The organism is Streptomyces sp. CLCI03 (genome assembly GCF_053615355.1).
This window is the reverse complement of record NZ_CM132132.1, coordinates 6,471,486-6,488,857: the sequence shown is the minus strand read 5'-3', so window position 1 is coordinate 6,488,857 and position 17,372 is coordinate 6,471,486. Positions and strand designations below refer to the sequence as shown.

Genomic DNA, 17,372 nt, shown 5'->3' with positions numbered 1-17,372 from the left:
CCTCTGTGGACTGCGCCACGTCGCGCGTCCAGGCGGTGTCGCGATGCCCGAATCGTCCGAGGCAGTACGACGATCGGCCAGCCTACCCCGGCCCTCCTCTCAGCGCGTGGTGGGGCGTTCGGCTGCCAGGAGGAACACCACGGAACGGTCCTGTTCGGCCCAGGTTCGGGTGTCCAGGCCCACGGACTGGAGCAGTGCGCACTCGACGGCGTAACCGTGTTCGGTGAGTGCCCTGCCGATCGCCTCCGCCTCGTCGCGGGTGGAGGCGTGGCTGACGATCCGTTCGGGGCGGCGTTCGGCGACGGCCGCGACGACGGCGGCGCCGCCACCGCCGACGCGGACGACATCGGGTTCGGGCAGGTTCTCCAGTACGTGCGGGGCGCGCCCGGCGACGGTCTGGAGCTGCACTCCGCGCGTGCGGGCGGCGGCGGTTATGCGGTCGCAGGCGGCCGGGTCGGCGTCCACCGCGATGACGGCGGCGCCGAGGGCGGCCGCGTCCACGGCCACGCCGCCGGATCCGGCGCCGATGTCCCACAGGAGGTCGCCGGTGCGCGGGCCGAGGCGGGCGAGTTGGGCGGCGCGCAGTTGTGCGGACCCTCCTTCTCCCGTGTCGGTCCGCGGCCTGGCCCAGCCGCGCTCGGTGGACCGGGCGGCGCTCCGGCCGAGGAGCCAGCCCGCGTCGGCCTGGGCCGGTCCCCCGCCGCCGATGACGATGACGACGTTCGGGTCGCGCCAGCTGTGGTCGGCGGCCTTGTCGGAGGTGAGGACGCTCACCTGCTCCCGGTCCGTGCCGAGTTCCTCGCAGACGACGAAGGTGCGGTGAACTCCTTCGAGGAGGAGGGCGAGTTCCGCGGGGCCGGCGCCGGGTGAGGTGAGGACCGCGACCTTGGCGTGGGCACGGCAGACGTTGACCGCGCGGCGCAGGGTACGGGGGTGGGCCACGACGACCTGGGCGTCGTCCCAGGGCATGCCGGCGCGGGCGAAGGCGGCGGCGACGGAGGAGACGGCCGGGACGACCTCGACCTCCAGGCCGTGCTCCGGGGCGCGCAGGACGCGTACGGCGCCGAAGAAGCCGGGGTCCCCGTCGGCGAAGACCACCGCGGTGCCCCTGTGGCCGGCGATGCGGCGTGCGGCGAGGCCGACGCTGCCCAGGCGGATGCGCTCGGCGGTGGGCGGTACTTCGGGAAGGGCGAGGTGGTGCGCGGCGCCGGCCACGAGGGTGGCGGCGGAGAGCGCGGACCGGGCGCCCGCGGTCAGGGGCGAACCGTCCCAGCCGATCACCGTGACCCGGTCGGCCATCGTCGTCAGTCTCCTGGTCTGGCGGGGGCACCTCCCCGCGGGGGCCGGGGGAGGGCGAAGTCGGTCGGGGCGGGCACGGTGAGACTACCCGGTCATCGGTTCAGTTCCAGTCGGCGCCGACGCGGTGGCCGTGCGCGTCGGCACGCTGTGGGAAGGCGGTGCTGCGGGCGTATCCGTCGTAGCTGTCATAGCTGTCGTAGCCGTCGTAGCCGTCGCCCTCGTCGAGGTCCTCGGGGACCAGGCTCCAGACGATGAGGTCGGTGCGGGTGTCGGTCCAACCGCCGTCGGCCGTCTGCGTACGGACTATCCACGCGTTGCGCAGGACGCCCTCGCTGATGCAGCCGATCTTCTGGGCCACCTGCTGCGAGGCGGTGTTGTCGGCGGCGGTGCGCAGTTCGAGGCGCTCGAACCCCTGGTCGCGGAAGAGCCATTGGGCGACGGCCAGGACGGATTCGCTGGCGTAGCCCTCGCCGCGGGCCCAGGGGGCGGTGACGTATCCGACCTCGGTGGCGCGGGTGTGCCAGTTGGTGCTCTGCAGGTGCACGATGCCGACGAGGCGCTGGGTGAGGAACTCGGTGACGGCGAAGACGATGCCGCGGCCCTCGGTGCGTTCCGCGTGGGAGTGCCGGGTGGCCCAGGCGTGCGCGTCGGTGGCGGTGTACGGGTGGGGCACTCCGGTCCAGGCGGTGACGTGCTCGTCGTTCATCATCTCGGTCAGCGCGGTGACGTCCTCTTCCTCGAAGGGGCGCAGCACCAGCCGGTCCGTGCTGATGGTGACGTCCGGGAAGGTGGTAGTCATGCGCAGCTCCATGCCTGAGACCGTGGTGCGACCGTGGTGCGATGCGACCGCGGTGCGGGACCGTTCGTGCGGGACCGTGCGTGCGGTTCGTAGGCCACAGCATGCAGCATCGACCGGGTGATGTGCAGGGCCGGGTTGCCCGGATGCGGGCAGAACTCGGCCCCGCGCGCCGTCAGGTGCGTGCGGGGCCGAGATTCATGACCGGTTCGGGAGGAACCGGATCACGAGGTACCGGTTCAGGAGGTGGCCGGGGCGCCGAAGGCGGGGATGACCGAGCCCTGGTACTTCTCCTCGATGAACTTCTTGACCTCGTCGGAGTTCAGGAGCTTGGCCAGCTTCTGGATCCGCGGGTCGTTCTGGTTGCCGTCCTTGACCGCGAGGAAGTTGGCGTAGGGGTTGCCCTCGGCCTTCTCCAGGACCAGCGCGTCCTTGGCGGGCGACAGCTTGGCCTCCAGGGCGTAGTTGCCGTTGATGATCGCGGCGTCCACGTCGTTCAGGGCGCGCGGGACCGTGGCGGCCTCCAGCTCCTTGAACTCCAGGCCCTTCTTGTCGGTGATGTCGGACAGCTTGGCGCTGGTGCCGACACCTTCCTTGAGGGTGATCAGGTTGTTCGCGGCGAGCAGCTGGAGCGCGCGGCCCTCGTTGGTGGTGTCGTTGGGGACGGCGATGGTCTGGCCGGCCTTGATGTCACCGATGGCCTTGATCTTCTTGGAGTAGAGACCGAGGGGTTCCAGGTGGACGTTCACGACGGGCACGACGTGCGTGTTGTTCTTCTTGTTGAAGTCGTCGAGGTACGGCTTGTGCTGGAAGTAGTTGCCGTCGACCTGGCTCTGCTCGGTGGCGGTGTTCGGCAGGACGTAGTCCGTGAACTCCTTGACCTCCAGCTTGAGGCCTTCCTTGGCCGCGAGCTTGTCCTTGACGAAGTTCAGGACGTCGGCGTGCGGGCTCGGGGAGGCCGCTATGACGAGGGGCTTGCTCTCGTCGGCCTTGCCGCCGTCGGCCTTCGCCGAGGACGGGTCCGAGGAGCTGCCGCAGGCGGTGAGGCCGAGGGCGAGCGCGGTGGCCGTGGCGGCGAGGGCGGTGAGCTTGATGTTCTTACGCACGAAGAGTGCCTTTCTTGCTGAACAAGTACCGATGACTTGCTGGTGGTGGCCCAAGCACGACAAGTGCGGGCTCTGTGAGGGGTGGAAAGTCTTCTCAGGCGGTGCGGCCGCGGCGGGCGAGGAGGCGGACCACGCCGTCGCCGAGCAGCTGGATCACCGTGACGAGGGCGATGAGGACCACGACGGTGGCGACCATGAACCCGGTCTCGAAGCGCTGGAAGCCGTAGGTGATGGCCTTGGATCCCAGTCCTTCGCCGCCGACGGCGCCGGCCATGGCCGAGTAGCCGACGAGGGTGATGACGGTGGTGGTGACACCCGCGACCAGGGAGGGCAGGGCCTGCGGGAGGAGCACCTTGCCGACCAGGGTGGGGATGCCGCCGCCCATGGACTCGACGGCCTCGATCAGGCCGTGGTCCACCTCGCGGACGGCCGTCTCGACGAGGCGCGCGAAGAAGGGGATGGCGCCGATGGCGAGCGGGACGATCATGGCCGTGGGGCCGATGAAGGTGCCGACGACCGCGGTGGTGACCGGGATCAGGAAGATCAGCAGGATGATGAACGGCAGCGAGCGGCCTATGTTCACGATCACGCCGAGGACTTTGTTGAGCGGCTGGTTCTGCAGCAGGCCGCCCTTGTCCGTGAGGACCAGCAGGATGCCGATGGGCAGGCCGCCGAGCACGGTCACCAGGGTGGACCACAGCACCATGTAGAGGGTGTCGTAGGTGCCCTGGGTGAGCAGGGGCTGCATTTCGGACCAGGTCACTTGGCACCATCCTTGACCAGCTCGGCCAGCTCGTTGTCGATCTCGTCGACGATGTCGACCTGGAGGCCCTGCTCGCGCAGGAAACCGACCGGCACGACGTTGTCCTCGTAGCCGCCGGGCAGTTCGATGCGCATGCGGCCGATCTGGCGGCCCGCGACGGTGTCCATCGCGGCGCCGAGGATCGAGATGTCGATGTTGTACGTGCGCGAGAGCTGCGAGATGACCGGCCGGACGGCGGCTTCGCCGTGGAAGGTGACGTCGACGACCGTGCGGTCGGGGCCGGTGGCGGTGCCGGTGACCGGGAAGAGTTCGCCGGCGAGCTCGGATCCGGGGGTGGCGAGGAGTTCGGCGACGGTGCCGGACTCGATGATGCGGCCGTTCTTCATCAGGGCGGCCGAGTCGCAGACGGTCTTGACGACGTCCATCTCGTGCGTGATGAGCAGCACGGTGAGGCCGAGCTGGCGGTTGAGGTCGCGCAGCAGCCCCAGGACGGAGCGGGTGGTCTCGGGGTCCAGGGCGCTGGTGGCCTCGTCGGACAGCAGCACCTTGGGGTCGCCGGCCAGGGCGCGGGCGATGCCGACGCGCTGCTTCTGGCCGCCGGAGAGCTGGGTCGGGTAGGCCTTGGCCTTGTCGGCGAGGCCGACGAGGTCGAGGAGTTCGAGGGCCTTGCGGGAGCGCTCACGGCCGGAGACCCCGAGGATCTCCAGGGGCAGCTCGACGTTGGCCTGGACGGTGCGCGAGGACAGCAGGTTGAAGTGCTGGAAGACCATGCCGATGCGGCTGCGCGCCTCGCGGAGCTCCTTGCCCGCGCGGCGGCCCCGGCCGGCGAGGGCGGTGAGGTCGACGCCGTCGACGGTCACCGTGCCGGTGGTGGGGCGCTCCAGCAGGTTGACGCAGCGGATCAGGGAGGACTTGCCGGCGCCGCTCTGGCCGATGACTCCGTACACCTCGCCCTCACGGACGTGGAGATCGACGCCGTCCAGGGCGGTGACCTCGCGGCCACGGGACTGGTAGACCTTCGTGAGGCCCGATGTGGTGATCACAGGGATTTCCGTCGCTGTCGTGTGCGCGGCGCAGCGGGGTGCCGGCACGGGGCAAACAATCTGGGGACGCGATACGGGACGAACCGTCAGAAAACGATGAGGTCGACACGTGCGCGGGGCATGGCCGAGCCGTGCTGTTCATCAGGGGACGAAGCACTGGCGCGACTGGTCTCGCTTCGGGGCGCGAGACTCAGGAGGGGACCCTCAGAAGGCGCACATTCGACACATACAACGAGCACCGGGCGTCATCGTCGCCTCGGTCGCAAGGGTGCGGCTGCTCGTCGTGGTCATGGGCCCCAGTAAACCAGACCTATCCCCTGACCGATCAACGGCGTCCGAATAGCGGACGCGATTCGACCGCATACCGGACGACACCGGGCGCACCACCCTTGCCCGACGCAGCCCTCTCCCCATCGCTGACCTGCACCGACAGTGATGCCGAGGCCGGTACGGCCGAGCCCTGCGGGGTGCGGTGACCGGGGCCGCTGTGGTCAAGACCACGGTCGGGACGCAGGGGTGCGCGCATCGGGTCTTTCGGCCCGTAATACCCTCGCTGCATGCTCGACGCCCTGACGGTCGCCATCGGCGTGGCCGCACTCGCCCTCGCCGCCTGGTGCGGCCACGCCGCGTGGCGGGACCAGCCGACCAAGGACTGGCATTTCATCGGTATGGCCGTCGTGACGGTTCTGGTCCTGGCCCAGCTGGTGATCGGTCTGGTGATGCTGGCCCGGGGCGAGAAGCCCGACGAGGGCACGGTGGTCTTCGTGGCCTACCTGGTGGGCGCGTTCGCCGCGGTACCGGCGGCCGGGATGCTCTCGCTGACCGAGCGGACCAAGTGGGGTTCGATCACGGTGGCCGCCGGCGCCGTCGTGCTCGCCGTCCTCGAAGTACGGCTCTACGACATCTGGGGAACCACCGGTGCCTGACTCCGACACGACGAACGACACCGGCACCGAAAGCGGCACGGACGCCGCCACCACCGCCGGTCGCAAGCGGCTGGTCTCCGGGCCCGGTCTGCTGCTGGTGTGGCTGTACGGGGTGATGGTGGTGGGCGCGGTCTCCCGCTCGGCCTTCCAGATCTCCACCGAGTTCGACCGGGCGCCGCTGGCGTACTCGCTGTCCGCCGTGGCCGCGCTGGCCTACGCCTTCATCACGTACTCACTGGTGCGTGGCGGCGAGCGGGCCCGTAAGGCGGCACTGGTCTGCTGCGCCGCCGAGCTGGCGGGCGTGCTGGCCGTGGGGACCTGGACCCTGGTGCGACCCGAGTCCTTCCCCGCCACGACCGTGTGGTCCCAGTTCGGGATGGGCTACCTGTTCATCCCGGTGATCCTGCCGATCACCGGGATGCTCTGGCTGCGCGGGCGCGGAGCGGCGACTACGCGCTGACCGTGAAGTCGGTCGGGTCCTTGGCTTCCTTCTCCAGGATCACCAGCTGGACGCCGTCGGACGCCGTGCGGCCACCGACCTTGACGTAACCGGCCTTGCGGTAGAGGCGCAGGTTCGACTCGCTCTTGTGCCCGGTGTGCAGGCGGAAGCGGGTGGTGTTGCCGGGGCTCGCCAGGGCCTCCTCGACCGCGCGCAGCAGGCGCGCCCCGAGGCCGTGACCCTGCAGGCGCGGGTGCACACAGAGCTTGGCGATCTTGCCGGTGCCGTCCTCGTCGACGTTGCCGCGCACGGTCCCGACGATCTCGTCGCCGAGCCGGGCCACCAGGACGGTGTCCGTCGCCAGCTCGCCCTTGAGGGAGTCCAGGGACTGGGTGAGCGGCTGGATGAGGTAGTTGCCGTAGAGCTCGGCCTCCCGCTGGAAGGCCAGGTACTGCAGTTTGAAGATCTGCTCAGCGTCCTCGGCAGCCGCCGCCGAAATGGTCACGCTCATGCCCATGTGCGCATGCCTCCAGCTCACCTGGTAGCCCGTTGGTCTACCGCTCCTTTCCCCGCAGGCCAGGAGCCGCAACCTCTGCAGCCAGCATTCTGCGCAGACATCCCAGGCAACGGGAACGGACGGGCCCCAAACTTCCTTGTGAGATACCCAACTCTCCTGCGATTTCACGGTAAGTGAGGTCTCTGGGCGAAAGAAGTGCCTTCATCAGCTCGGGGCAGCGTCCGGGCAACCGGGCGACCGCCGATCGGAGTGCGCGGTTCTCCTCGCCGTGCAGGAGGGCGTCCTCCGGCTCGGCAGCGGCGGCGGGGCCGGCCGGTGTGCTCCCGTCCGTCGAGTGCCGGCCGTGCCCGTACGGGACCTCGCGGCGGGCCCGGCGGCGGGCGAGACGCGCCTCCGCCCGGACCGCGCGGCGCAGCCATCGCGCCGGCTCCGCGGGTTCGGCCGGATCGGGGGCGTGCCGGCCGCTCTCCAGCAGCCTGACCCAGACGGCTTGTTCCAGGTCGGCCGCGTCCACTCCGGTGCCCGGGGCCTCCGCGGCCGCCTCGGCGGAGAGCAGCGGGCCGAGCTTGTCGACGTAATCAGCCTTCAGCAGGTCCATGCCGGGCGGGACGAGCGGGCCGGGCCGGACGGTTTCCCCACCGGGCCCGGCCCACTCGTACGGGAAGCGGCGCTCAGCGGTTGACGGGGCGTCGGCCCGGGCGGAAGGCATCCGCCGCGAGCAGACCGGTGTCCGGGTTGTCGGTGAAGATCCCGTCGATGCCCTGTTCGAAGTAGGTCCGGAAGGCGCCGAGGGCGTCCCCGTACGCGGCCGGGTCGGTGCCCCTGCGGTATTCGGCCGGCAGGAAGCTGTTCTCGTTGCGGGCGGTGTAGGGGTGCAGCAGCAGCCCGCGGGCGTGGGCGTCCTTCACCAGGGTGGTCGGTGCGCCGAGTTCGCCGGCCGCGTCGCGCGGAAGGATCAGGTCCATGGTCGGGCCGATGCCCTGGGCGAATCCGGCGATCCACTTCAGACCCTCCGGCTTGACCAGGTCCGCGACCGTACGCGGGTCCTTGGCCAGCTCGAAGTCCCAGGGGCGGGTGCCGGCCGCCGACAGCAGGACCACCCGGGGCGCGGAGACCAGTCGGGAGAGCCGCTGGATGCTGGAGGGCTCGAAGGACTGGAGGAAGACGGCGGCGCCCCGTCCTTCGCGCCCGTAACGGCGCAGGAGCTTGGCGAGGGGCTCCTCCAGGCCGAGGCCCAGCCCCCGGAAGTAGCTGGGGTGCTTGGTCTCCACGTGCAGCCACACCCGCCTGCCGCGCCGCTTGCCCTCGCGGTCGGCCCAGCGCAGCACCTCTTCGAAGGTGGGTACGGCCCACCGGCCGTCGTAGAGGGTGTTGCGCTGACGAACGGCGGGGATACGTTCCTTCGCGCGCAGGGTCCGCAGCTCGGCCAGGGTGAAGTCCTCGGTGAACCAGCCGGTGACCGAGACCCCGTCGACGGACTTGGTGGTGCGTCGGGAGGCGAACTCGGGGTGATCGGCGACGTCGGTGGTCCCTCCGATCTCGTTCTCGTGGCGGCACACAAGATGGCCGTCGCGGGTCGGCACCAGGTCCTGCTCGACGACGTCGGCGCCCAGGTCGAGGGCGAGCTGGTAGGAGCCGATCGTGTGCTCCGGCCGGTAGCCGCTGGCTCCGCGATGGCCGATCACCGTCGGGTGGGGGAGGTCCCGGTATCCCCCGTCGCCGTGTCCCTCGCCGTACCCGCCCTCGGCCGCGGTGGCGGAACCCGCCGCCAGTCCCGTGATCCCGGTCCCCGCCGCCAGGACGGCCGCCCCCAGGACCGTGCGCCGCGCTGCCCCACCCTGTGTCATGAGTGCCCACTCCTCGTCGTGATCGCCGTGTCGCGGCCCGCGATCGGCGTGCAGATGGTAGGCAAACAGGGGTGGCCGAGGGGCGTGCGACGAGGGATCGTCCGGGGAACTTGGCGCAAACGTGCGTCAACACTCTGTATCCGACACGTGAACCCGATGTGCGCTCCGACCTGACCCGCGAGTATCGTCCTCACCTGCGCTACCGCCGTGTGGTGGGTGCGCGAACCGCTTTTCGATGCCGGAGGGCCCACGTTGTTCCGTACGAAGCTCATCAAAGCCACTGTCGGACCGGTCATGCGCATGATGTTCCGCACCCGCGTGGAGGGCATCGAGAACATCCCCGGCTCCGGTCCGGTGATCCTGGCGGGCAACCACCTCACCTTCATCGACTCCATGATCCTGCCGCTGGTGTGCGACCGCACGGTCCACTTCATCGGCAAGGACGAGTACGTGACCGGCAAGGGGATCAAGGGCCGCGCCATGGCCTGGTTCTTCTCCGGTTCCGGCATGATCCCCGTCGACCGTGACGGGGCCAACGGCGGCGTCGCGGCGCTGATGACCGGCCGCCGGATCCTCGAAGAGGGCAAGATCTTCGGCATCTACCCCGAGGGCACCCGCTCCCCCGACGGCCGCCTCTACCGCGGCCGCACCGGCATCGCCCGCCTGACCCTGATGACCGGCGCCCCCGTGGTGCCGTTCGCGATGATCGGCACCGACAAGCTCCAGCCCGGCGGCGCCGGCATGCCGCGTCCGGGCCGGGTCACCGTCCGCTTCGGCGAGCCGATGGAGTTCTCCCGCTACGAGGGCATGGACCGCGACCGCTACGTGCTGCGCGCCGTCACCGACTCGGTGATGGCCGAGGTCATGCGCCTCTCGGGCCAGGAGTACGTCGACATGTACGCCACCAAGGCGAAGGCCGCGTAGCGCTCCCCTACTGACGCTGGAGTGACCGGCTGACGCCCGCCGCCGTGGTGGTGGCGAGGATCCAGCCGGTCACGATCAGCACGTACGACAGCCACTGGTGCAGGCCGCCCGGTGCGAAGGCCGCCTCCTGGCCGAAACTGACGATCGGCACCATCAGGTCGATCGTGTAGAAGACCGCGTTGAAGTCCGGGGCCTCCCCCGCCTTCAGGGCGCGCGGCGGGTCGATCCCGTAGGCGATCGACCCCGTCATGAGTAACGCCAGCAGCCAGCCCGCCGCCCGCAGCGGCCGGAAGCCGTAGCCGACGGTGGCGTCCTGGAGCAGCCCCCACGCCCGGGCGGCCCGGGGCAGGGTGTGCCGGTGCCTGCGCAGCTTCGCGAGCTGGACGGTCCGGGCGGCCGCCTCGTCGCCCGCCGTACGGTAGGCCGCCGCGAGCTGCTCGTAGGCGTAGGTGAGGTATCCGGACTCCTCCCGCTCCAGGGCGGGCAGCCGCTGCTCGGCGGGGAGGTGCGGGGCGAGGGTGCGGTAGGTCAGGCCGTCGATGGCGATCCGCTCGGGCCAGGCCCCCGGATCGATGTGGAGCAGGTCGAAGGTGGACCGGCGCAGGTTCACGTCGCCGCGGACCGGGTCGCAGCGGCGCAGCCACAGCTCGCCGATCGCGCAGCTGGAGGCGCGCAGGGCGGTCCCGTCCGGGTTGGCGAGGTCGGCGCGGGTGAGGTTGACCTGGCCGGGTATCCGGGAGCCGGTGAGGTTGACCATGCCGCGGGCCTTCAGCCGGTGCCCGCGCAGGTCGGTGCCGACGGTCAGGGTCTCGGCGTGCAGGGCGATCCCGCCGGGAGCGAGCAGCCGGGCGCCGTCGAGCTGGATCTGGCCGCCGACGGTGGCCCCGTTGAGGCGGAGCTGGCCGTGCACGGTCAGGTCGTTCGCGATGATGTCGGTGTCGACCTCGACGTGGTTCAGCTGGAGCGGGGGCTCGTCCGCCTCCTCGCCGACCGTGGGGCCGATCACCGCCCCCTGGAGGAAGAGGCCGCCGGCTATCTTGGCGCCCTGCAGCCGTACGGGGCCGGCGATCCGGCAGTGGGACAGGCGCAGGACCACCTCGACGCGCACCGTGGAGGCGGTCAGGCCGGGCAGGGTGGAGTAGCCGAGGACCAGGGCGCGCAGCTGGGCCCCGTAGATCAGGGGCTTGCGCTCGAACCAGCAGTCGCGCAGCCGGATGGGGTGGTCGATGACGGCGTAGCGCAGGTCGAGCTTGCCCACGATCTTCGCGCCCTTGATCTTGAGACCGGGGATCCGCCCCTGGACGACGGGGCAGGCTCCCAGCAGGATCGCCCGCAGCACCTCGGCGCGCAGGGTGCGGTCGGGACCCCAGTCGGCTCCGTCGACGGAGCTGTCCTCGGGGGCGACGCGGAAGTCGACCCCGTCACCGCGCGGGAAGGCCTCCCAGACGCGGCGCTCCGCCGGGGTAAGATCGTTGATCTCCATCGCCGCGATGGTGTCCCGACGTTCTACGAACTGTCAACTCCGGCCGGAACACCACCCCTTCACCGGAACGTCAGTGCTCGACGCCCTCCTGGAGCCGCTGCCCCTTCAGCAGGAACCAGGCGGCCACGGCGGTGGCCAGCAGTACGGCCGCGCCGACGCCGGAGGCGAGCCGCAGCCCGTCCACGAAGGCGTCCTGGGCCGCGCCCACCATCACCTGGGCGGTGTGCGGGTCCAGTGCCTTGGCGGCCTCGACGGCACCGCCGAGGGATTCGTGCGCGGCGTCGGCGACCGGGCCCGCGACCGAGGCCGGGGCGGTGAAGCTCTGGTAGACGCCGGTGACGATGGAGCCGAGCAGGGCGATGCCGAGGGCGGCGCCGAGTTCGTACGCCGTCTCGGAGACGGCGGAGGCCGAACCGGCCTGCTCCTTGGGGACGCTGGAGAGGATCACGTCGGCGGTGACGGTGAAGGAGAATCCCGCACCGAGGCCGACGACGAGCAGGGCGGCGCCGAGCAGTGGGTAGCCGCTCTCCTTGTGGATCAGGGTGAGCACGGCGAGGGCCAGGCCGATGGCGCCGAGGCCGCCGGCCACGATGGTCCGTACCGAGTACCGGCGGGCGTACCGACCCGCGATCAGGCCGGTGACCACCGCGCCGATGGCGGCGGGCAGTTCGGCGAGGCCCGCCTCCAGCGGATCGCGGCCCTGGACGAGCTGCAGGAACTGGGAGAGGAAGAAGACCAGTCCGGAGAGCCCGAAGACGGTGAGCAGGTCGGCGAGGACCGCGCCGGAGAAGCCGCGGTGCTTGAAGAGCCGCATGTCGAGCAGCGGTGACGGCAGGACGAACTGGCGGCGTACGAAGGCGTACAGGGCGCCCGCGCCCAGTGTCGCGGTGGCCGCGACCTCCCAGGTGACTCCGTGGGTGGCGACCTCCTTGACGGCGTAGACCACGCTGATCACGCCGACGAGGGAGAGGCCGACGCTGACGAGGTCCCAGGGACCGGCGACCGGGTTCTTGGATTCGGGAAGCAGCTTGATTCCGACGACGACCAGAGCGATCATCACAGGAAGGTTGATCAGGAAGACCGAGCCCCACCAGAAGTGCTGGAGGAGGGCTCCGCCGACGACCGGGCCGACGGCCGCGCCGGCCGAGGCGGTGGCGCCCCAGATGCCGATCGCGAGGCTGCGCTCCTTGGGGTCGTGGAAGATGTTGCGGATCAGCGCGAGGGTGGACGGCATCAGGGTCGCGCCGGCGACGCCCAGCAGGGCCCGGGCGACGATCATCATCTCGGGGCTGGTGGCGTAGGCGTTGAGCACGGACACGGCACCGAACGCGGCGGCGCCGGTGAGCAGCAGCTTCTTGCGTCCGATGCGGTCACCGAGGCTGCCCATGGAGACCAGGAGTCCGGCGATGACGAAGGAGTAGATGTCGCCTATCCACAGCAGCTGGGTGCCGGACGGCTTGAGGTCCTCGGAGAGTGCGGGGGTGGCGAGGCCGAGTACGGTCGCGTCGACGGCGACCAGCAGCACGGCGAGCACCAGCACGCCCAGGGCGAGCCAGCGGCCGCGGCTTTTGGTCTCCGTCCCGATCGGGCTGTTCAGGTGCTGGGTCGTGCTCATTTCTCCACACTCCGTCTGGCGCCACCGAGCAAGAGCTCGATGATCATGTACTGGAAGTCCTTGGCGGCGACCCGACCGTCCATCACGGCCCAGGCGCAGGTGCCGACGAGGCCGTAGAGGGCCTCGGTGAGCCATGCGGGGCTCAGGTCGATCCGGATGTCGCCCTCTTCCTGGCCGCGCCGGAAGAGCGCGCCGACGCGGGCGTCGAGCCGGGCCCATCCCTCGTTGACCTCGTCGCCCTCGAACAGCTGGTTCTCGGTGACGAGGAAGGCCAGGAGCTGGGCGTTGGGTTCGGCCTCGGCGACGAGGCGTCTGATCGCGTCCACCGCGGTGCCCTCGTCGAGGCGGGCCTTGTCGAAGGCCACCTCGAACTCGCGGATGCCGAGTTCTTCGAGGGCCCGTACGAGGGCGTCGCGTCCGGCGAAGTGCCGGTGGAGGGTCGCGCGCCCGATTCCGGCGGCGCGGGCGACCTCGTCCATCGTGGCGGTCGACTTGCGGGAAAGCAGGGCGGCCGCGTCGCGGAGCACCTGGTCACGATCCATGGCCATGAGACAAGCATACCCTGAATGAGACGTCACTGTCTCATTCAATCGAAAAATGAGCCGCCTCGGGGCAGCCGGAAGGGAATCCTGCCGCAATGAAGCCACTGCTGCTGATCGATGTCGACGGGCCGCTGAACCCTTATGCGGCCAAGGCTCAGCGCCGCCCCGAGGGCTACCGCACCCATCGAATGCGCCCGACGGGCTGGACGGAGGCCGAGCAGGCCAAGCCCCTGCGGGTCTGGCTCCATCACGGCCACGGGGCGGAGCTGCTCGCCCTCGCCGAGACCTACGAGCTCGTCTGGGCCACCACCTGGAAGGACGAGGCCAATGACTGGATAGGCCCGCACCTGGGGCTGCCGAGGCTCCCCTTCATCGACTGGCCGGTGATGCACGGCCGGGCGCCGCGCGGCACCTTCTGGAAGACCCAGTACATCCTTGAGTACGCGGGCGGGCGACCCTTCGCCTGGATCGACGACGACATCACGACGATGGACCGCGAGTACGTCGACCAGCGCCACCCGGCACAGACCCTGCTGATGCGCATCGACGAACGGATCGGCCTGGTCCGCGCGGACTTCGACACTCTCGCCACATGGGCCACACCGCCACCATTCGACTACTGATGGTGATTCGATCATGACTACCCGTGTTCAGCGGGCTGATGCGGACTGTGATCATTTGGAGTGACCGGGGCCCCGGAGCCTTCCCCCGCCGATCCGGAACACGGAAGTCTGCTCCCCGGTGGGCCGTTACCCGGGGCGGGTTCACCTGCACGTATTCCGTCTTCGGCAGGGAGAGAACCATGAACGCATCACGGAAGCTGGCCATCGGGGCAGCCGCGCTGGCACTGACGACGGTCGGCGGCGTCGTCGCCGTGTCCTCGGCGTCCGCCGAGTCCAGGGAGGCGCGGCAGGCCGCGGCGGTCACCACGGCGTGGGCGAAGGTGGCCGCGAACGGTCAGGTCCTGGGCGGGCAGGGCATCACCGGGATCAACAAGTTCGGCATCGGCCGCTACAACATCACCACGTCGTCCGGCCTCAACGGGTGCGCCCTCCTGGGCACCATCAACACCAACGGCGGCAACGACCCGGGGCCGGGCAGCTCGTCCATCCTGGTCGGGCAGGTGAACGGGAACACCCTCTTCATCCGTACCGCGACGCCGTCCCAGCCCGGCAGCGCCGCCGTGGACAGTGACCGGCCGTTCTCGATCAACGTCGTCTGCTGATACCCCGACATGCCGGAGGGGCGGTGGGGGCCGACGGGCCCCCACCGCCCCTCCGGGCGTGTCCGCTACTGCTTGTGGGCCGCCCAGGCGTGCTGGATGACCAGGTCGGCCTTCAGCTCGGTGAGCTGGGTGGCCACCGCCGAGGGGGCGGTGCCGCCGCGGCCGTTGCGGGAGGCCAAGGCGCCCTTGACGTTCAGGACGGTCCGGACCTCGGGGGTCAGGTGCTCCGAGATCTTCACGAACTGCTCGTCCGTCAGCTGGTCGAGCTCGATGCCCTCGCCCTCGCAGACCTTGACGCACTCACCGGCCACCTCGTGCGCCACCCGGAAGGGCACGCCCTGCTTGACCAGCCACTCGGCGATGTCGGTGGCGAGCGAGAAACCGGCCGGGGCCAGCTCCTCCATCCGCTCCCGGTTGACGGTGAGGGTCGCCATCATGCCGGTGAAGGCCGGCAGCAGGACCTCAAGGGTGTCGCAGGAGTCGAAGACCGGCTCCTTGTCCTCCTGGAGGTCCCGGTTGTACGCGAGGGGCAGCGCCTTGAGCGTGGCGAGCAGGCCCGTCAGATTGCCGATGAGCCGGCCCGACTTGCCGCGCGCCAGCTCCGCGATGTCCGGGTTCTTCTTCTGCGGCATGATCGACGACCCGGTCGAGAAGGCGTCGTGCAGCGTCACGAAGGAGAACTCCTTCGTGTTCCAGATGATGATCTCCTCGGCGATCCGGGACAGGTTGATCCCGATCATCGCGGTGATGAAGGCGAACTCGGCGACGAAGTCGCGCGAGGCGGTGCCGTCGATCGAGTTGCCGACCGAGCCCCGCTCGAAGCCCAGGTCGGCGGCGACCTGCTCCGGGTCCAGGCCCAGCGAGGAGCCGGCCAGGGCGCCCGAGCCGTACGGGGAGACCGCGGTCCGGGTGTCCCACTGGCGCAGCCGCTCCGCGTCCCGGGACAGGGACTGCACGTGGGCGAGTACGTGGTGGGCGAAGAGCACCGGCTGCGCGTGCTGCAGGTGGGTCCGGCCCGGCATGGCCACGTCGTGGTGCGTCTCGGCGAGGCCGACCAGCGCGTCCTGGAGGTCGGCGATCAGGCCGCCGATGATCCGGCCGTGGTCGCGCAGGTACATCCGGAAGAGCGTGGCCACCTGGTCGTTGCGGGACCGGCCGGCGCGCAGCTTGCCGCCGAGCTCGGCGCCGAGCCGCTCCAGCAGGCCGCGTTCCAGGGCGGTGTGCACGTCCTCGTCGGCGATGGTGCCGGTGAAGGAGCCGTCGGCCACGTCGGCCTCCAGCTGGTCGAGTCCGGCGATCATGCGGTCGAGCTCGTCGGCCGTGAGCAGGCCGGCCTTGTGGAGCACGCGTGCGTGGGCGCGGGAGCCCGCGATGTCGTACGGCGCGAGGCGCCAGTCGAAGTGGACCGACGCCGACAGCAGGGCCAGCGCCTCCGAAGGACCGTCGGCGAACCGGCCGCCCCAGAGCCGGACGTCACCCTTTTTGCTGCTCACAGCTACTGCTCCTCAAGACTGCATGGCTTTGACTGCTGGTAAGGCTCCGGGGGCCCGCCCGGCCTGGACGGCCGGCAGGGTTCCGGATGTGCAACCGCCTCCCCGCCGCGGAGGTAACGGGGAGGCGGTCCGAACTGCTGGTCGGTCAGGCGAGGTCGCGGCGGGCCGCGATCTTCGAGGAGAGACCGAAGATCTCGATGAAGCCCTGGGCCTTGGACTGGTCGAAGGTGTCGCCCGAGTCGTAGGTGGCGAGGTTGAAGTCGTACAGCGACTCGTCCGACTTCCGGCCGGTGACGACGGCCCGGCCGCCGTGCAGGGTCATCCGGATGTCACCGGTGACGTGCTGGTTGGCCTCGTTGATGAAGCCGTCCAGGGCGCGCTTGAGCGGGGAGAACCACAGGCCGTCGTAGACCATCTCGCCCCAGCGCTGCTCGACCTGCCGCTTGTAACGGGCCAGCTCGCGCTCGACGGTGACGTTCTCCAGCTCCTGGTGGGCCGTGATCAGCGCGATCGCGCCCGGGGCCTCGTACACCTCACGGGACTTGATGCCCACGAGGCGGTCCTCGACGATGTCGATCCGGCCGATGCCCTGGGCTCCGGCGCGGTCGTTGAGCTGCTGGATGGCCTGCAGCACGGTGACGGGCTTGCCGTCGATGGCGACCGGGACGCCCTCCTTGAAGGAGATGACGACCTCGTCGGCCTCGCGCGGCAGGGCCGGGTTCGAGGTGTACTCGTAGATGTCCTCGATCGGGGCGTTCCAGATGTCCTCCAGGAAGCCCGTCTCGACGGCGCGCCCGAAGACGTTCTGGTCGATGGAGTACGGGGACTTCTTGGTGGTCGCGATCGGGAGCTGCTTCTCCTCGCAGAAGGCGATCGCCTTGTCCCGGGTCATCGCGTAGTCACGGACCGGGGCGATGCACTTGAGGTCCGGGGCGAGGGCGACGATGCCCGCCTCGAAGCGGACCTGGTCGTTGCCCTTGCCGGTGCAGCCGTGGGCGACGGTCGTGGCGCCGTGCTTCTTGGCGGCGGCGACCAGGTGCTTGACGATGGCCGGCCGGGAGAGCGCCGAGACCAGCGGGTACCGGTCCATGTAGAGGGCGTTCGCCTTGATCGCCGGGAGGCAGTACTCGTTGGCGAACTCGTCGGAGGCGTCGGCGACCTCGGCCTCGACCGCACCGCAGTCGAGCGCGCGCTTGCGGATGACGTCCAGGTCCTCGCCGCCCTGGCCGACGTCCACGGCAACGGCGATGACCTCGGCGCCCGTCTCCTCGGCGATCCAGCCGATGGCGACGGAGGTGTCCAGGCCGCCCGAGTAGGCGAGTACGACGCGCTCGGTCACGGGTTTCTCCTTACG

18 protein-coding genes are annotated in these 17,372 nt (G+C 70.3%); 5 read left to right on the top strand and 13 right to left on the bottom strand.

What is annotated here, in order from left to right:
• Positions 1 to 99: 99 nt before the first annotated feature.
• The 5 genes from cbiE to ACWG52_RS29905 form a co-directional block, all read right to left on the bottom strand.
• Positions 100 to 1,299, bottom strand: coding sequence for a precorrin-6y C5,15-methyltransferase (decarboxylating) subunit CbiE (cbiE, locus tag ACWG52_RS29925; protein ID WP_389814947.1), 1,200 nt, complete (start codon positions 1,297 to 1,299; stop codon positions 100 to 102).
• Positions 1,300 to 1,399: 100 nt separating this feature from the next.
• The gene (locus ACWG52_RS29920) at positions 1,400 to 2,098 is read right to left on the bottom strand and encodes a GNAT family N-acetyltransferase (RefSeq protein WP_390141354.1); all 699 of its coding nucleotides are present in this window, start codon (positions 2,096 to 2,098) and stop codon (positions 1,400 to 1,402) included.
• Between the two features lie 236 nt (positions 2,099 to 2,334).
• A complete protein-coding gene (locus ACWG52_RS29915) occupies positions 2,335 to 3,201 on the bottom strand; it encodes a MetQ/NlpA family ABC transporter substrate-binding protein (protein ID WP_375935762.1) in 867 nt (288 codons plus the stop codon).
• Positions 3,202 to 3,295: 94 nt separating this feature from the next.
• Positions 3,296 to 3,964, bottom strand: a complete 669-nt coding sequence (locus ACWG52_RS29910) for a methionine ABC transporter permease (RefSeq protein WP_389814940.1) — start codon at positions 3,962 to 3,964, stop codon at positions 3,296 to 3,298.
• Positions 3,961 to 5,007 carry a methionine ABC transporter ATP-binding protein gene (locus tag ACWG52_RS29905; RefSeq protein ID WP_033222524.1) on the bottom strand — a complete coding sequence of 349 codons (1,047 nt, stop codon included), beginning with the start codon at positions 5,005 to 5,007 and terminating at the stop codon, positions 3,961 to 3,963. Before ACWG52_RS29905 ends, ACWG52_RS29910 begins: the two co-directional genes overlap by 4 nt.
• A 557-nt stretch (positions 5,008 to 5,564) precedes the next feature.
• On the opposite strand from ACWG52_RS29905, the gene ACWG52_RS29900 reads away from it, so the two are divergent.
• Positions 5,565 to 5,933, top strand: coding sequence for a hypothetical protein (locus tag ACWG52_RS29900; protein WP_453126441.1), 369 nt, complete (start codon positions 5,565 to 5,567; stop codon positions 5,931 to 5,933).
• Between the two features lie 70 nt (positions 5,934 to 6,003).
• Complete coding sequence (locus tag ACWG52_RS29895; protein ID WP_389815126.1) at positions 6,004 to 6,393, top strand: hypothetical protein; 390 nt, start codon at positions 6,004 to 6,006, stop codon at positions 6,391 to 6,393.
• Here ACWG52_RS29895 and ACWG52_RS29890 read toward each other — a convergent pair.
• The 3 genes from ACWG52_RS29890 to ACWG52_RS29880 all read right to left on the bottom strand — a co-directional run bounded on the left by ACWG52_RS29890 (position 6,383) and on the right by ACWG52_RS29880 (position 8,736).
• Positions 6,383 to 6,889 (bottom strand): GNAT family N-acetyltransferase, encoded by a 507-nt coding sequence (locus ACWG52_RS29890; RefSeq protein WP_030723525.1) that lies wholly within the window; start codon positions 6,887 to 6,889, stop codon positions 6,383 to 6,385. The genes ACWG52_RS29895 and ACWG52_RS29890 overlap by 11 nt on opposite strands.
• Before the next feature lie 37 nt (positions 6,890 to 6,926).
• Complete coding sequence (locus ACWG52_RS29885; protein ID WP_389815123.1) at positions 6,927 to 7,487, bottom strand: sigma-70 family RNA polymerase sigma factor; 561 nt, start codon at positions 7,485 to 7,487, stop codon at positions 6,927 to 6,929.
• A gap of 73 nt (positions 7,488 to 7,560) precedes the next feature.
• Positions 7,561 to 8,736: a glycerophosphodiester phosphodiesterase gene (locus ACWG52_RS29880; RefSeq protein WP_389814934.1), complete on the bottom strand. Its 1,176-nt coding sequence runs from the start codon at positions 8,734 to 8,736 to the stop codon at positions 7,561 to 7,563.
• Between the two features lie 294 nt (positions 8,737 to 9,030).
• Here ACWG52_RS29880 and ACWG52_RS29875 point away from each other — a divergent pair, with 294 nt between their 5' ends.
• Positions 9,031 to 9,660, top strand: coding sequence for a lysophospholipid acyltransferase family protein (locus tag ACWG52_RS29875; RefSeq protein ID WP_033222645.1), 630 nt, complete (start codon positions 9,031 to 9,033; stop codon positions 9,658 to 9,660).
• A 7-nt stretch (positions 9,661 to 9,667) separates the two neighbouring features.
• On the opposite strand, the gene ACWG52_RS29870 is transcribed toward ACWG52_RS29875, so the two are convergent.
• The 3 genes from ACWG52_RS29870 to ACWG52_RS29860 all read right to left on the bottom strand — a co-directional run bounded on the left by ACWG52_RS29870 (position 9,668) and on the right by ACWG52_RS29860 (position 13,306).
• Positions 9,668 to 11,143, bottom strand: a complete 1,476-nt coding sequence (locus ACWG52_RS29870; RefSeq protein ID WP_389814929.1) for a membrane-associated oxidoreductase — start codon at positions 11,141 to 11,143, stop codon at positions 9,668 to 9,670.
• A 70-nt stretch (positions 11,144 to 11,213) separates the two neighbouring features.
• Positions 11,214 to 12,758 carry an MFS transporter gene (locus tag ACWG52_RS29865; RefSeq protein WP_390141338.1) on the bottom strand — a complete coding sequence of 515 codons (1,545 nt, stop codon included), beginning with the start codon at positions 12,756 to 12,758 and terminating at the stop codon, positions 11,214 to 11,216.
• On the bottom strand, positions 12,755 to 13,306 hold the full coding sequence (locus tag ACWG52_RS29860) for a TetR/AcrR family transcriptional regulator (protein ID WP_033222513.1): 552 nt from the start codon (positions 13,304 to 13,306) through the stop codon (positions 12,755 to 12,757). The genes ACWG52_RS29865 and ACWG52_RS29860 overlap by 4 nt, the downstream gene beginning before the upstream one ends.
• Before the next feature lie 89 nt (positions 13,307 to 13,395).
• On the opposite strand from ACWG52_RS29860, the gene ACWG52_RS29855 reads away from it, so the two are divergent.
• Together ACWG52_RS29855 and ACWG52_RS29850 are read left to right on the top strand one after the other, a co-directional pair.
• The gene (locus ACWG52_RS29855; protein ID WP_389814923.1) at positions 13,396 to 13,923 is read left to right on the top strand and encodes an HAD domain-containing protein; all 528 of its coding nucleotides are present in this window, start codon (positions 13,396 to 13,398) and stop codon (positions 13,921 to 13,923) included.
• A 179-nt stretch (positions 13,924 to 14,102) separates the two neighbouring features.
• Positions 14,103 to 14,525, top strand: a complete 423-nt coding sequence (locus tag ACWG52_RS29850; protein WP_386022431.1) for a hypothetical protein — start codon at positions 14,103 to 14,105, stop codon at positions 14,523 to 14,525.
• Positions 14,526 to 14,590: 65 nt separating this feature from the next.
• Here the strand turns inward: ACWG52_RS29850 and argH are convergent, their stop codons facing one another.
• Complete coding sequence (argH, locus tag ACWG52_RS29845) at positions 14,591 to 16,018, bottom strand: argininosuccinate lyase (protein WP_389814919.1); 1,428 nt, start codon at positions 16,016 to 16,018, stop codon at positions 14,591 to 14,593.
• Between the two features lie 145 nt (positions 16,019 to 16,163).
• The gene (locus tag ACWG52_RS29840) at positions 16,164 to 17,357 is read right to left on the bottom strand and encodes an argininosuccinate synthase (RefSeq protein WP_030009472.1); all 1,194 of its coding nucleotides are present in this window, start codon (positions 17,355 to 17,357) and stop codon (positions 16,164 to 16,166) included.
• Between the last annotated feature and the right edge of the window lie 15 nt (positions 17,358 to 17,372).

What these genes read in the sequence shown, in the direction of transcription:
- ACWG52_RS29890 (WP_030723525.1), bottom strand. Translation starts at nt 6,889, where the DNA reads ATGGGCATGAGCGTGACCATTTCGGCGGCGGCTGCCGAGGACGCTGAG.
- cbiE (WP_389814947.1), bottom strand. Translation starts at nt 1,299, where the DNA reads ATGGCCGACCGGGTCACGGTGATCGGCTGGGACGGTTCGCCCCTGACC.
- ACWG52_RS29875 (WP_033222645.1), top strand. Translation starts at nt 9,031, where the DNA reads ATGCGCATGATGTTCCGCACCCGCGTGGAGGGCATCGAGAACATCCCC.
- ACWG52_RS29870 (WP_389814929.1), bottom strand. Translation starts at nt 11,143, where the DNA reads ATGGAGATCAACGATCTTACCCCGGCGGAGCGCCGCGTCTGGGAGGCC.
- ACWG52_RS29865 (WP_390141338.1), bottom strand. Translation starts at nt 12,758, where the DNA reads ATGAGCACGACCCAGCACCTGAACAGCCCGATCGGGACGGAGACCAAA.
- ACWG52_RS29920 (WP_390141354.1), bottom strand. Translation starts at nt 2,098, where the DNA reads ATGACTACCACCTTCCCGGACGTCACCATCAGCACGGACCGGCTGGTG.
- ACWG52_RS29900 (WP_453126441.1), top strand. Translation starts at nt 5,565, where the DNA reads ATGCTCGACGCCCTGACGGTCGCCATCGGCGTGGCCGCACTCGCCCTC.
- ACWG52_RS29880 (WP_389814934.1), bottom strand. Translation starts at nt 8,736, where the DNA reads ATGACACAGGGTGGGGCAGCGCGGCGCACGGTCCTGGGGGCGGCCGTC.
- ACWG52_RS29885 (WP_389815123.1), bottom strand. Translation starts at nt 7,487, where the DNA reads ATGGACCTGCTGAAGGCTGATTACGTCGACAAGCTCGGCCCGCTGCTC.
- ACWG52_RS29850 (WP_386022431.1), top strand. Translation starts at nt 14,103, where the DNA reads ATGAACGCATCACGGAAGCTGGCCATCGGGGCAGCCGCGCTGGCACTG.
- ACWG52_RS29855 (WP_389814923.1), top strand. Translation starts at nt 13,396, where the DNA reads ATGAAGCCACTGCTGCTGATCGATGTCGACGGGCCGCTGAACCCTTAT.
- ACWG52_RS29860 (WP_033222513.1), bottom strand. Translation starts at nt 13,306, where the DNA reads ATGGCCATGGATCGTGACCAGGTGCTCCGCGACGCGGCCGCCCTGCTT.